The organism is Kocuria rhizophila DC2201, assembly GCF_000010285.1.
GTDB lineage: Bacteria > Actinomycetota > Actinomycetes > Actinomycetales > Micrococcaceae > Kocuria > Kocuria rhizophila_A.
Genome location: NC_010617.1, coordinates 631,920 through 644,133 on the forward strand (window position 1 = coordinate 631,920; position 12,214 = coordinate 644,133).

Here is a 12,214-nt window from a genome sequence, read left to right on the forward strand (position 1 = left end):
CGCCGCACCAGCTCACCCCACGCAGACCTCGGCCCCCGGAGCAGATCCTCCGGGGGCCGCGGCGTGGGTGGAGCGGCGCTCAGCGGCCGAAGAGCTCCTTGGCCTCGTCGTAGCGGTCGCGCGGGACCGCCTTGAGACCGTCGAGGGCCTCGGCGAAGTCCACGCGCACCACGTCCGTGCCGCGCAGCGCGCACATCTTGCCCCACTGCTGCTCGGAGGCCATGGTGACCGCGGCGATGCCCAGGCGCGTGGCCAGCACACGGTCGAAGCCCGTGGGCGCGCCGCCGCGCTGGATGTGGCCCAGGATGGTGTTGCGGGTCTCGATACCCGTGATGTCCTCGATCTCGTGCGTCACGTACTCGCCGATCCCGCCCAGGCGCGGACGACCGGACGCCTCCACGCCCTTGCCGGCAATGGCCTCCTCCCGGTTGTCCGGGATGAAGCCCTCCGCCACCACCACGAGCGGGGAGCGGCCGCGGTCGTGGACCTCGCGGACCCACTCGGAGACCTGTTCCATGGACTCGCGGAACTCGGGGATCAGGATCGCGTGGGCGCCCGCGGCCATGCCGGAGTGCAGGGCGATCCACCCCACGTGGCGGCCCATCACCTCCGCCACCATGCACCGGTGGTGGGACTCGCCGGTGGTGCGGATGCGGTCCATGGCGTCCGTGGCGATGGAGACCGCGGTGTCGAAGCCGAACGTGTAGTCCGTGGCCTGGAGATCGTTGTCGATGGTCTTGGGCACGCCCACCACGGGCAGCCCGGCGTCCGCGAGGCGCTTGGCGCCGGCCAGGGTGCCCTCGCCGCCGATGGCCACCACGGCGTCGATGCCGTTGGCCTCGAGCACCTTGGCGATGTTCTCCGGCCCGCCCTGGGGCCCGTCGAACGGGTTGGTGCGGGAGGTGCCCAGGATGGTGCCGCCCTGGCGGGCGAGCCCGCGCACGCTCTGGCGGGGCAGCTCCATGATGTCGCCCTCCACCACACCGCGCCAGCCGTCCCGGAAGCCCACGAAGTCGTGGCCGAAGGATTTGATGCCGTGCAGCACCGCACCGCGGATCACCGCGTTGAGTCCGGGGCAGTCCCCGCCGCTGGTCATAAGCCCGATTCGCATGAGTGGGTCAGCGCTCCTCTGTGCTGTCGCGTCCTACCTGACACCGTCCATCCTAGTGACCGTGGGGGCCGCGGGCCGGGTGCACACCCTCCTTCCGAGGGAGTTTCCGCGCACCCCGGGTCGCCGCCGCGCACCGCCGCCGTGCTCCGCGTCCCGGCGGCGCGGGGCCACTAGGATCGGAGCCGAGAACTGTGAACACGCCGTTCGCGACGTCAGGCCACCAGGAGGACCAGATGACCGCCCAGCAAGAACCGGCCCGGGAGAACCTGCGCGAGTTCATCGACAAGCTCGTGGACCAGGGCTACACGGTGCGGGACGGGCAGTCGCCGGACCCGGACCTCATCGACCCGGGGGGAAGCGCCGTGGAGACGTGGCGCGAGGGGTACCCGTACGACGAGCGGATGTCCCGCGAGGACTACGAGCTGGAGAAGTACCAGCTGCAGATCGAGCTGCTGAAGTTCCAGTACTGGGGCCAGGACAACGACCTCAAGCACGTGATCGTGTTCGAGGGCCGGGACGCCGCGGGCAAGGGCGGGACCATCAAGCGCTTCACGGAGCACCTGAACCCCCGCGCGGCACGAGTGGTGGCGCTGAACAAGCCCTCGGACCGCGAGCAGGGCCAGTGGTACTTCCAGCGCTACATCCAGCACCTGCCCACCAACGGGGAGATCGTGCTGTTCGACCGCTCGTGGTACAACCGCGGCAACGTGGAGCGCGTGATGGGCTTCTGCACGGACGAGCAGTACGAGGAGTTCATGCTGCAGGCCCCGGTGTTCGAGAAGATGCTCGTGGACTCCGGGATCCACCTCACCAAGTTCTGGTTCTCCGTGACTCAGCACGAGCAGCGCACGCGCTTCGCGATCCGTCAGATCGACCCCGTGCGCCGCTGGAAGCTCTCGCCCATGGACCTGGCGTCCCTGGACCGCTGGGAGGACTACACCGTTGCCAAGGAGGAGACCTTCCGCCGCACGGACACGGACCACGCCCCGTGGATCACCATCAAGTCCAACGACAAGAAGCGGGCGCGTCTGAACGCCATGCGCTTCTTCCTCAACCAGTTCGACTACGAGGACAAGGACACCTCGGTGGTCTACCCGCCGGACCCGCTGATCGTGCGCCGAGGCCGTGACGCCGTGGACGACTGACACCCTCCGCAGCCCCGTCCGACCCCTTACGAGAGCCGCCCAGCCCGCCTGTTGCGGGGCTGGGCGGCCGCCGTCGTGTCCACGCTGTGCGCGGCCAGCTCCCACTTCGCGGTGGACCCGGCGGCCCCGGACCCCGTGCTGCTGGGGCTGAGTCTCGCGATCGCGGGCGCGGTGTGCGTGCTGCTGGCCGGGCGCCGGCTCGGTGCGGTGCGCACGGCGGGCGCGGTGGCGCTGAGCCAGCTGCCGTTCCACGCCCTCTTCTCCGCGGGCGGGCACGCGGCCCACGCGGCGGCGTCGTCCTCCGCGCACCACGCGCACACCGTGGCCGCCCAGACGACGGGCGGCCCGGGTGTGGAGCAGATCGCCGCGGTGACGGGCCATGGCTCGATGCGCTGGGCCCACGTGGCCGCCGCCGTGGTCACGTACGTGCTGGTCCGGCACGCGGAGGACGGCTGGTGGCGGCTCGTGCACGCCGCGGTGCGCGTGATCTTCACGGCCGTCCAGCTGCTGGTCCCGGCCCTCGTGCCGTGCCACGCACCACGCCCGGTGCCCCCGGCCTTCCTGCTGCCCCCGCGCACGTTCTCACTCGTGCGCGTCATCCGCCGACGCGGACCCCCTCTCCTCTCGATCTGAGTAGTCCACCACCGACGGCGCCCCCGGTCCGTCCCGGGGCGGTGTCGTTCCGTCCTGTCATCGAGAGGTACTTCACCATGTCCACATCACTGGACGCACCGTCGTCCGAGCGCGCCCGCACGGGCTCGCACCCCACCGCGCCGTGGCTGCTGCCGCTGCTGCGCAGACTGCACTTCTACGCGGGGCTCTTCGTGGGCCCCTTCCTGGTGGTCGCCGCGCTCACCGGGGCCCTGTACGTGTTCACCCCGCAGCTCGAGCGGGAGGTCTACGCCGAGGCCCTCACCGGCACCACCGCGGCCCAGCCGCTGACCCTGGACCAGCAGGTGGCCGCCGCGCGCCGCACCACCGGCACCGAGGAGTCCCCGGTCAACGTCCGCCCGGCCTCTGAGGGCGGCACCACGCGCGTGATGTTCGCGGATCCCGCCCTCGAGCGCGGGGAGTCCCGCGCCGTGTTCGTGGACCCCGGCACGGGCCGCGTCACGGGGGAGATGACCGTGTACGCAACCAGCGGGGCCCTGCCGCTGCGCACCACGATCGACCGCCTGCACCGCGACCTGCTGCTCGGGGAGACCGGGCGTCTCTACAGTGAACTGGCCGCGTCATGGCTGGGGGTCCTCGCCCTCAGCGGCGTGGTGCTCGTGGTGCTCCACCGCCGCCGCGTGGCCCGCGGCAGGCGCGCCCGCGTGGCCCTCGTGCCGCGCTCGGGCGAGGCCAACGCCTACCGCCGCACGCGCTCGTGGCACACGGCCACCGGCGTGTGGCTCGCGGTGGGGCTGCTGTTCCTCTCCGCCTCGGGTCTCACGTGGTCCGCGTACGCGGGGGAGAACGTCTCCCAGCTGCGCACGGCCCTGGGCTGGACCACGCCCAAGGTGTCCACGGAGCTGGGCGGGGGCTCCTCCGCACCCGGTGACGAGCACGCGGAGCACCACGGCCACGGCCACCGCGCGGCCGCCGGGCCCGGGTCCTTCGACGCCGTCCTGGCCACCGCCCGCGGCGCCGGACTGGACGCGGACGTCGTGGAGATCAAGCCCCCCGCGGCCGAGGGTGCGGCGTGGACCGTGGCGGAGAACGTGCGCTCCTGGCCCACCCAGGTGGACAGCGTGGCGGTGGATCCCCAGCGGCCCACGGTCACGGACCACGTGCGGTTCTCGGAGTGGGGCCTGCCTGCCAAGCTCACCCAGTGGGCGATCGCCGCGCACATGGGCCTGCTCTTCGGCCTCGCCAACCAGCTGGTGCTGCTGGGCCTCGCGCTGGCCGTGGTGGTCCTCGTGGTGAGCGGATACACCATGTGGTGGCGACGCCGCCCCACGCGCGCCCCGGGTGTCGCGTTCGCTCTGCTCCCGCCGCGCGGGGCACTGCGAGCCGCTCCGGCGTGGGTTTGGGCCCTGGTGGGTCTCGGGGCGCTCGCAGTGGGGCTGTTCTTGCCCGTCCTGGGGCTGTCCCTGCTGTGCTTCCTCGCGGTGGACCTGCTCGTGGGCCTCCGGGCACGGCGTCGCCCGGCCGGCTGGGAGCCCACGGGCACCTCGAACGCCGGGGCCACCCCGGCGCAGGGCGGCACCGCACCGGACGACACGGTGCGGTCGACCTCGCACTGACACCGCGCCGGGTGCGGGCCCCGAACGCGGGACCCGCACCCGGCGTGCGGTGGTGCTCAGGCGGCGTCGGGCCCGAAGTTGTGACGGTCCACGAGGGCCCAGGACGCGGCGGCGTTGACGGCCGTGACCGTGAGCACCGCGGGCCACGCGCCCAGGGGCTTCGCGAGCGGGTGGGAGAGGCCGAATCCGGCCACGTACAGCGCCCCGAGACCCGCCGTGGTTGCGGGACCGGCCGAGGCGAGCCACGTGCGCCCGGCCGCCACCCCGCACGCGAGCAGTGCGGCGCCACCCAGGGCACGCACACCGGTGGCGCGGGCCGTGGCGTAGCCGCCGATCAGTCCCGCGGTCACGAGCGCGGCGCTCGGAACGGTCACCGGGGAGGGCAGCCGGGTGCTTGGACCCTGCAGCGCGAGCGGGCTCACCGTGCCGACCCCAGGAAGTCCTGCAGCCGACGCAGACCCTCGGCGAGGTCGTCGTCGCCCAGGGCGTAGGACAGCCGCAGGTACCCGGACGGACCGAACGCCTCGCCCGGGACCACGGCCACCTCGGCCTTCTCGAGGATCAGCTCGGCGAGCTCGGCGGAGGTGTGCGGCGTGACGCCGTCGAACTCGCGCCCCAGCAGCGCGGTGACGTCCGGGTACGCGTAGAACGCGCCCGTGGGCACCGGGCAGTTCACACCCTCGATCGCGTTCAGCCCCTCCACGATGGTCCGACGACGCCGGTCGAAGGCCTCGCGCATCTCGGCCACCTTGTCCATGGGGCCCTCCAGGGCGGCCAGTGCCGCGGCCTGCGCCACGTTGTTCACGTTGGAGGACAGGTGGGACTGCAGGTTGGTCGCGGCCTTCACCACGTCCTTCGGGCCCACCATCCAGCCCACGCGCCAGCCCGTCATCGCATAGGTCTTGGCCACGCCGTTGAGCAAGATCAGGTGCTCGTGCAGCGCGGGAACGGCCTGGGCCATGGAGACGAACCGGACGTCGTCGTAGGTGAGGTGCTGGTAGATCTCGTCGCTGATCACGAAGATCCCCCTGTCCGCGGCCCACTCGCCGATCGCGCGGGTCTCCTCCTCGGTGTACACCGAGCCCGTGGGGTTGGAGGGGGAGCAGAACAGCAGCGCCTTGGTGGCGGGGGTGGACGCCGCCTCGAGCTGCTCCGGGGTGACCTTGTAGTCGTTGTCCGCACCCGCGAAGACCTCCACAGGGTTGCCGCCGGCCAGGCGGACGGCCTCCGGGTAGGTGGTCCAGTACGGGGCGGGCAGCAGGACGTCGTCGCCGTCGTCCACCACGGTCTGGAAGGCCTGGTAGACGGCCTGCTTGCCGCCGTTGGTCACGAGCACCTGGGAGCTGTCCACGTTCCAGCCGCTGTCCCGCGCGGTCGCACCGGCGATCGCCTCGCGCAGCCGGGGCTGCCCCGCGGCCGGGGAGTAGCGGAAGTTGGCGGGGTCCCGCAGCGCCTCGGCCGCGGCGGCCACGATGTAGTCCGGGGTGGAGAAGTCCGGTTCACCCGCGCCGAAGCCGATCACGGGACGCCCCTGGGCCTTGAGAGCCTTGGCCTTGGCGTCCACCGCGAGGGTCGCGGACTCCGCGATCGCGGCGATCCGGTGCGCGATGCGCTGCTGCGCTGGTGACATGGGGATCATCTCTCCTGGGCTCGTCCGGTGGTGCCCGCGGTGTCCCGGGCGCCGTCCCCAGCTTAGGTGGCACGGGCCCGGCTTTGCACGGATCACAGCCGCCGCGTACCATGGTTGGCTGGTGCCGTCACCGGCGCTCCTGTCGCCGTGCTGGCGGCGAGGACCGGTGGCTGCGGGCCGGTGGTAGGCTCGGGCACCGTGCTCCGGTCGCCCGCGACCTACGGAGCTGAAGGGCAGTGGCGCAATTGGTAGCGCAGCGGTCTCCAAAACCGCAGGTTGCAGGTTCGAGTCCTGTCTGCCCTGCTTCACGACCCACAACGGCACGAACACCACCGCCGAGAAACTGCTCCACGCAGGGGAGAGCCGATGTCGCACACCGTCACAGGACAGACCCCGGGTCGCCCCACCGGCTCGGAGCGCAAGCGCGGGATCTTCGGACGCATCTGGCTGTTCATCCGCCAGGTCGTGGGGGAGCTCAAGAAGGTCGTCACCCCCTCCCGGCGCGAACTGGTGAACTACGTCCTGGTGGTGCTGGTGTTCGTGGCATTCATGATGGTGCTGATCTCCCTGCTGGACCTGGGCTTCGGCCAGCTGGCCATCTGGCTCTTCGGCAACGGCAACCAGCCCCAGTAAGCCCTCCCCAGCACGTCCAGCCGTCCACAGAAAGCAGGAGAACCCAGTGACCGATCACGAGCTCGAGAACGACGACGCCCGCACCGCGCAGCTCGACACCACCTCCGGTGACGCTGCGCGTGAGGAGTCGGCGGAGACCGTGTCCGACACTGTCGAGACCGTCGAGTCCACGGACGCGCAGGAGGTCACGGACGAGAAGGCCGTGCAGGAGGCTGACCTCGACGCCGCCGAGGGCAACGGCGAGGCCACTCCCGTGCCGCTCGTGGAGGTGGAGGTCACCGAGGAGGCCGTCGAGGACGACGTCGACCCCGTGGCCGAGTTCAAGGCCAACCTGCGCCGCCAGGAGGGCGACTGGTTCGTCATCCACACCTACGCGGGCTACGAGAACCGCGTGAAGACCAACCTCGAGACCCGCATCCAGTCCCTCAACATGGAAGAGGACATCTTCCAGATCGAGGTGCCCATGGAAGAGGTCGTGGAGATCAAGAACTCCCAGCGCAAGACCGTGCGCCGAGTGCGCATCCCGGGCTATGTGCTGGTGCGCATGAACCTCACCGACGCCTCCTGGGGCGCGGTGCGCCACACCCCGGGTGTCACGGGCTTCGTGGGCCAGGACGCCTACAACCCCGCCCCGCTGCGCCTGGACGAGGTCTTCGACATGCTCGCCCCCACGTTCGAGACGCCCGAGAAGGCCAAGGGCCTCGGCGAGACCGCCGGCCCCGGTGCCGGGTCCCAGGGCGGGGCCGCCCAGCAGGTCACCGTGGACTTCGAGGTCGGCGAGTCCGTGATCGTGAAGGAGGGCCCGTTCGAGACCCTCCCCGCCACGATCTCCGAGATCAAGGTGGAGTCCCAGCAGCTGGTGGTGCTGGTGTCCATCTTCGAGCGTGAGACCCCCGTGACCCTGGGCTTCAACCAGGTCACCAAGATCTAGCTCCCAGTCTTCGGAGTTCCCCGGACGCGCTTTGGTCCGGGGCTTCTCCGTCCGGTTGCCGCGCCACGGCGACCACCCGCCGTCGTACGCTCCTGTGCGGCGGTACGCACAGCCAGAAAGAGGACCATCACATGGCTCCCAAGAAGAAGAAGGTCGCAGGCCTGATCAAGCTGCAGATCCAGGCAGGCGCCGCCAACCCGGCTCCTCCCGTGGGTCCGGCGCTGGGTCAGCACGGCGTCAACATCATGGAGTTCTGCAAGGCCTACAACGCGGCCACGGAATCCCAGCGCGGCAACATCGTGCCGGTGGAGATCACCGTCTACGAGGACCGCTCGTTCTCCTTCATCACCAAGACCCCTCCGGCCGCCCAGCTGATCAAGAAGGCCGCCGGCGTCGCCAAGGGTTCCGGCGTGCCCCACACCACCAAGGTGGGCAAGATCACCATGGACCAGGTCCGTGAGATCGCCGAGACCAAGAAGGAAGACCTCAACGCCAACGACATCGACGCCGCCGCGAAGATCATCGCCGGCACCGCCCGCTCCATGGGCATCGAGGTCAACTGAGTCCCTTCCGGACTCACCAGCACGTAGACATTCGTGGCAGGGCCGAGCGCGGTCCGCAGACCACAACTGCACAAGGAGAAGAAGCAGATGGCAAAGCGCAGCAAGGCATACCGGGCAGCTGCCGAGAAGATCGAGGCGGGCAAGTTCTACGCTCCCGCCGAGGCGGTCGCCCTGGCCAAGGAACTGGCCGAAGGCAGCAAGTCGGACCCCACCGTGGAGGTGGCCATGCGCCTGGGCGTGGATCCCCGCAAGGCGGACCAGATGGTCCGCGGCACGGTGAACCTGCCCAACGGCACTGGCAAGACCGCCCGCGTGGTCGTCTTCGCCACGGGTGACAAGGCCGCCGCGGCCGAGGCCGCCGGTGCGGACTTCGTGGGCAACGACGACCTCATCGCCAGGATCCAGGGCGGCTGGACGGACTTCGACGCCGCCGTGGCCACCCCGGACATGATGGGCAAGGTGGGTCGCCTGGGCAAGATCCTGGGTCCCCGCAACCTCATGCCGAACCCGAAGACCGGCACCGTGACCATGGACGTCGCGAAGGCCGTGAACGACATCAAGGGCGGCAAGATCGACTTCCGCGTGGACAAGCACTCCAACCTGCACTTCATCATCGGCAAGGCGTCCTTCGACGCCCAGAAGCTCGCCGAGAACTACGGTGCAGCCCTGGAGGAGGTGCTTCGTCTGAAGCCCTCCGCCTCCAAGGGTCGTTACATCACCAAGGCCACCGTGGCCACCACGTTCGGCCCGGGCATCCCCGTGGACCCGAACGCCACCGAGGTGACCACCCAGGCGTGAGTCCGCTCCGCCGCCGGCCCCCACGGGGCCGCGGCGGTGACGACAGTAGGGTCCGTGCCGTCCCAGGCCGGGCCCTACTTTCATGTCCGGCTCCGAGTCGCCGCGGGGCATTCATGATGTACTGGACGGGGGCCCTCCCGGGGGCCACGACCGCGGTGCCGTCGGGGCTGACGACGGCACGGAAGGAGAATACAGTGACGCAGACGTCACCGGTGCGCATCGAGCTGCTGCGCATCCCCGATGCCTTCGACCACGAGGCCCAGCGGGTGCTGGGGGACGTGGCGGCCCTCGTGCAGGCCTCCCGGCGCCACGTGTGGGGCACGGGTCAGCTCAGCAACGAGGCGCACGACATCTTCCGTGACCTCAAGGACCCGTACGAGCGGGTCAACATCCTGTGCGCCTTCGTGGAGGACCGCCTGGTGGGCCGTGCCGAGGTGCGGATGCCGCTGATCTCGGACACGGACATGGCGCAGATCGTGGTGCACGTTGACCCGGAGGAGACCTCCGAGGGCATCGGCCGCGGTCTGCTGGGGGCGGCGGAGCAGCTGGCCCACGGGGAGTCGCGGCGGCTGATCCGCCTGGTCACCGAGCACCCGGCGTCGGAGGCGCGGGACCCCTTCGGTCCGGGGGACGGCAGCGCGGACGGCAGCGCCGACACCGAGGACTCCGGGGCCCCCGTCCAGAAACCGGCGGAACCTGTCGAGTGGCTCGACGCCGCGGACGGCTCCGGGCGGCTGCCCGCGAGCCACCGGCAGACCCGGTTCGCGCAGCACGCGGGCTACGGGCTGCGCACCGTGAGCAGCTTCGCGCTGCTGCCCGTGCCGCTGCAGGCGCAGCGGTACCAGCGGATCCAGGACTCGCTGGCCGCCAGCCCGTTCGCCGAGCACTACCGGATGCACACGTGGGTGGGGGAGGCGCCCGAGGAGCTGCTGTCCCCGCTCGCGCAGCTGCACGCCAAGATCCCCACGGACTCGTTCGTGCGCCCGATCGTCGCGGACCCGGATCCGTGGGACGGCGCCCGGGTGCGCCGCACGGAGCAGCTGCGGCAGGAGGACGGGGACCGTTCTCTCATGGCCGTGGTGCAGGACCTGCGCAGCGGGGAGCTGGTGGGGATGACGGAGCTGATCATCGCGCAGCACCGCCCCACGCTCGCACTGCAGGACGAGACCCTCGTGGTCCGTGAGCACCGCGGGCACCGGCTGGGCATGCGCCTGAAGCTCGCCAACCTGGAGCAGCTCGCCCAGGTGGCCCCGGACGTGGCCACGGTGTACTCGTGGACCCACAGCGGCAACGACCGCATGAACTGGGTCAATGCGCAGCTCGGCTTCCGGGACGCCGGGCAGTCGGCCATCTGGGAGCAGGACTTCAGCATCCACTGACCCCCGCGCCGCGCCGGTGCACCGGGGGAGGCCCGGAGGGCGGCGCGTCCACGCCCCGCGGCGGGCGCGGTGAGCCCCGGCACCGCGAGGTGCACGGAGGTCACCAGGGTAAAGCGAGCACCGCGGAGGAGTCCCCCGGTTCGAGTCCACCGCGCGGCACGCAGAGCAGCCCGTCCGCCTCGCTCAGGCCCCGCAGCATGTTGGAGCCCACGGCACGGCACGGCACCCAGGCGCCGTCGCGACGTCGTGCGGGAACGAGCCGCTCGCTGCGCCCGCCCGCGGCGGCCCCCGCGGTGACGGGCAGCAGCTGCGGTGCGGGGCGGCCGGAGAGCCCGGCCAGCAGTGCGCCGCCCACCAGCAGCAGCACCACCACGGCGCCCAGCGGGTTCCCGGGCAGCGCGAGCACCGCGCTGCGTTCGGCGGCCCCCAGTAGGGCGGGGTGCCCCGGCTGCAGGTCGAGCTGGTCCAGGAGCAGCCGGGTGTCCCGTTCCAGCAGCGGACGCACGTGGTCGGCGCCCGAACGGGCCGTGCCCCCGGTGGTGAGCACGAGGTCGTGGTCCGCGCAGGCGGTACGCACCGCGGCCTCGAGGGCCGCGGGATCGTCGTCGATCCGTTGCACGGTGCCCACCGCGGCGCCGTGGGCGCGGAGCACGTGGGGCAGGGACATGCTGAACGCGTCCCGCACGTGGCCGGGGCCCGGCACCCCGCTCGTGCGCACCTCCGAACCCGTGAGCAGAAGCGCGACCCGGGGCACGCGACGCACGGGGAGGGCGTCCAGGCCGGCCACCGCGGCGAACGCGGCGTCCGCGGGGGAGAGCCGTCTGCCCGCGCTGAACACCACCTCGTCGGACCCGCACTCGGTGCCGGCGGGGCGGATGTGACGGCCCGCCAGCTCCGAGCGGGGCGCGTCCGCGCGCAGCGCCACGCGATCGCCCTCGCGGGCGGTGTACTCCTCGCGGACCACACCGGTGGTGCCCTGCGGGATCACGCCGCCCGTGACCACGGGCACGGCCGTGCCAGGGGTCAGGGACACCGCCGAGGCCTCGCTCGGCAGCGCGGCACCGTCGAGTGGCGCGGCCTCCTCGGAGGGCGTGGCGTCCTCGGACAGCGTGGTGCCCTCGCGCGGGGTGGTCCGGGTGCGGAGCAGCGTCCAGGGTCCGGGGCCGTTCACCGCGTAGCCGTCCATGGCGCTGGACGCGTAGTGCGGAACGGGGCACAGGGCACGGACGTCCTCGGCCAGCACGCGACCACAGGCCCGGTCCAGGGGGACCCGTTCCGTGGCCGCGCAGGGCGCACCGGGACCGTGGCTCGGACCGTGCGGGGCGGCGTCGTCGTGGTGGGCGGGAGCCGGGCACCCGGTGCCCGTTCCGGTCCGGTCCTCGGTGGCGGGCCCTTCCGAGGGTGCCGCGGCGTGCGACGCTGCGAGCGCGAGGCCCGCGCGGTGGGCGAGTTCGCGGGCGGCGTCCCGCCCGGCGTGGTGCAGGGTGTCCAGACCGCGGGCCCAGGCGGGATCGGGCGGGGTGGTCACGGGCTCAGCCACCGGCGAAGGGCGGCAGGACGTCCACGGTGGCCCCCGGGGCGAGCGGCGCCCGGGGATCCCTGGCGGTGACCCCGTCCACGAGCCACGAGCACCGGGGGAGCACCCGGGCCAGGGTGGGCTCACCGGGCGGGGCCACGGGGTGCAGGGACACGAGCAGCTGCTCGAGGTCCTTGCGGGTGAGGATCGTGGCGGTGGCCACGTGCTCCTCCTCGGTCCCGGCAGCGGCGGCCGCAGCCGCGAAGTATCTCACCAGCAC

At 72.0% G+C, this 12,214-nt stretch carries 13 protein-coding genes and 1 tRNA gene; 9 read left to right on the forward strand and 5 right to left on the reverse strand.

Annotation, left to right across the window (positions count from 1 at the left end; translation table 11 throughout):
• Positions 1–79 precede the first annotated feature (79 nt).
• Entirely contained in the window at positions 80–1,111 is a 1,032-nt protein-coding gene (locus KRH_RS02780) for a 6-phosphofructokinase (protein ID WP_012397650.1), read from the reverse strand.
• 233 nt (positions 1,112–1,344) lie between these two features.
• Between KRH_RS02780 and ppk2 the strand changes: the two genes are divergently transcribed.
• From ppk2 to KRH_RS02795, 3 genes are all read left to right on the forward strand, one after another.
• On the forward strand, positions 1,345–2,256 hold the full coding sequence (gene ppk2 / locus KRH_RS02785; RefSeq protein WP_172599355.1) for a polyphosphate kinase 2: 912 nt from the start codon (positions 1,345–1,347) through the stop codon (positions 2,254–2,256).
• Between the two features lie 75 nt (positions 2,257–2,331).
• Positions 2,332–2,889 carry a hypothetical protein gene (locus tag KRH_RS02790; RefSeq protein ID WP_226905930.1) on the forward strand — a complete coding sequence of 186 codons (558 nt, stop codon included), beginning with the start codon at positions 2,332–2,334 and terminating at the stop codon, positions 2,887–2,889.
• Between the two features lie 77 nt (positions 2,890–2,966).
• Positions 2,967–4,484: a PepSY-associated TM helix domain-containing protein gene (locus KRH_RS02795; protein WP_050738031.1), complete on the forward strand. Its 1,518-nt coding sequence runs from the start codon at positions 2,967–2,969 to the stop codon at positions 4,482–4,484.
• Positions 4,485–4,540: 56 nt separating this feature from the next.
• On the opposite strand, the gene KRH_RS02800 is transcribed toward KRH_RS02795, so the two are convergent.
• Positions 4,541–4,858, reverse strand: coding sequence for a hypothetical protein (locus KRH_RS02800; RefSeq protein ID WP_105590621.1), 318 nt, complete (start codon positions 4,856–4,858; stop codon positions 4,541–4,543).
• 44 nt (positions 4,859–4,902) lie between these two features.
• Positions 4,903–6,114, reverse strand: a complete 1,212-nt coding sequence (locus tag KRH_RS02805) for a pyridoxal phosphate-dependent aminotransferase (protein ID WP_012397655.1) — start codon at positions 6,112–6,114, stop codon at positions 4,903–4,905.
• A 230-nt stretch (positions 6,115–6,344) separates the two neighbouring features.
• Here KRH_RS02805 and KRH_RS02810 point away from each other — a divergent pair.
• The 6 genes from KRH_RS02810 to KRH_RS02835 all read left to right on the forward strand — a co-directional run bounded on the left by KRH_RS02810 (position 6,345) and on the right by KRH_RS02835 (position 10,418).
• Positions 6,345–6,417: transfer RNA gene (locus tag KRH_RS02810), tRNA-Trp, on the forward strand.
• Between the two features lie 63 nt (positions 6,418–6,480).
• Entirely contained in the window at positions 6,481–6,747 is a 267-nt protein-coding gene (gene secE, locus KRH_RS02815; protein ID WP_012397656.1) for a preprotein translocase subunit SecE, read from the forward strand.
• Positions 6,748–6,793: 46 nt separating this feature from the next.
• A complete protein-coding gene (gene nusG / locus KRH_RS02820) occupies positions 6,794–7,678 on the forward strand; it encodes a transcription termination/antitermination protein NusG (RefSeq protein WP_012397657.1) in 885 nt (294 codons plus the stop codon).
• Positions 7,679–7,809: 131 nt separating this feature from the next.
• Positions 7,810–8,241 (forward strand): 50S ribosomal protein L11, encoded by a 432-nt coding sequence (rplK, locus tag KRH_RS02825; protein WP_012397658.1) that lies wholly within the window; start codon positions 7,810–7,812, stop codon positions 8,239–8,241.
• Positions 8,242–8,328: 87 nt separating this feature from the next.
• Positions 8,329–9,039: a 50S ribosomal protein L1 gene (gene rplA / locus KRH_RS02830; protein ID WP_012397659.1), complete on the forward strand. Its 711-nt coding sequence runs from the start codon at positions 8,329–8,331 to the stop codon at positions 9,037–9,039.
• Between the two features lie 194 nt (positions 9,040–9,233).
• Entirely contained in the window at positions 9,234–10,418 is a 1,185-nt protein-coding gene (locus tag KRH_RS02835; RefSeq protein WP_012397660.1) for a GNAT family N-acetyltransferase, read from the forward strand.
• Positions 10,419–10,518: 100 nt separating this feature from the next.
• Here KRH_RS02835 and KRH_RS02840 read toward each other — a convergent pair whose 3' ends face one another.
• Positions 10,519–11,958 carry a molybdopterin molybdotransferase MoeA gene (locus tag KRH_RS02840; RefSeq protein WP_012397661.1) on the reverse strand — a complete coding sequence of 480 codons (1,440 nt, stop codon included), beginning with the start codon at positions 11,956–11,958 and terminating at the stop codon, positions 10,519–10,521.
• The gene (locus KRH_RS02845; RefSeq protein ID WP_012397662.1) at positions 11,951–12,214 is read right to left on the reverse strand and encodes a MoaD/ThiS family protein; all 264 of its coding nucleotides are present in this window, start codon (positions 12,212–12,214) and stop codon (positions 11,951–11,953) included. Before KRH_RS02845 ends, KRH_RS02840 begins: the two co-directional genes overlap by 8 nt.

Coding starts and splice junctions, on each gene's coding strand:
- KRH_RS02780 (WP_012397650.1), bottom strand. CDS start 1,111: ATGCGAATCGGGCTTATGACCAGCGGCGGGGACTGCCCCGGACTCAAC.
- ppk2 (WP_172599355.1), top strand. CDS start 1,345: ATGACCGCCCAGCAAGAACCGGCCCGGGAGAACCTGCGCGAGTTCATC.
- secE (WP_012397656.1), top strand. CDS start 6,481: ATGTCGCACACCGTCACAGGACAGACCCCGGGTCGCCCCACCGGCTCG.
- rplA (WP_012397659.1), top strand. CDS start 8,329: ATGGCAAAGCGCAGCAAGGCATACCGGGCAGCTGCCGAGAAGATCGAG.
- KRH_RS02805 (WP_012397655.1), bottom strand. CDS start 6,114: ATGTCACCAGCGCAGCAGCGCATCGCGCACCGGATCGCCGCGATCGCG.
- KRH_RS02795 (WP_050738031.1), top strand. CDS start 2,967: ATGTCCACATCACTGGACGCACCGTCGTCCGAGCGCGCCCGCACGGGC.
- rplK (WP_012397658.1), top strand. CDS start 7,810: ATGGCTCCCAAGAAGAAGAAGGTCGCAGGCCTGATCAAGCTGCAGATC.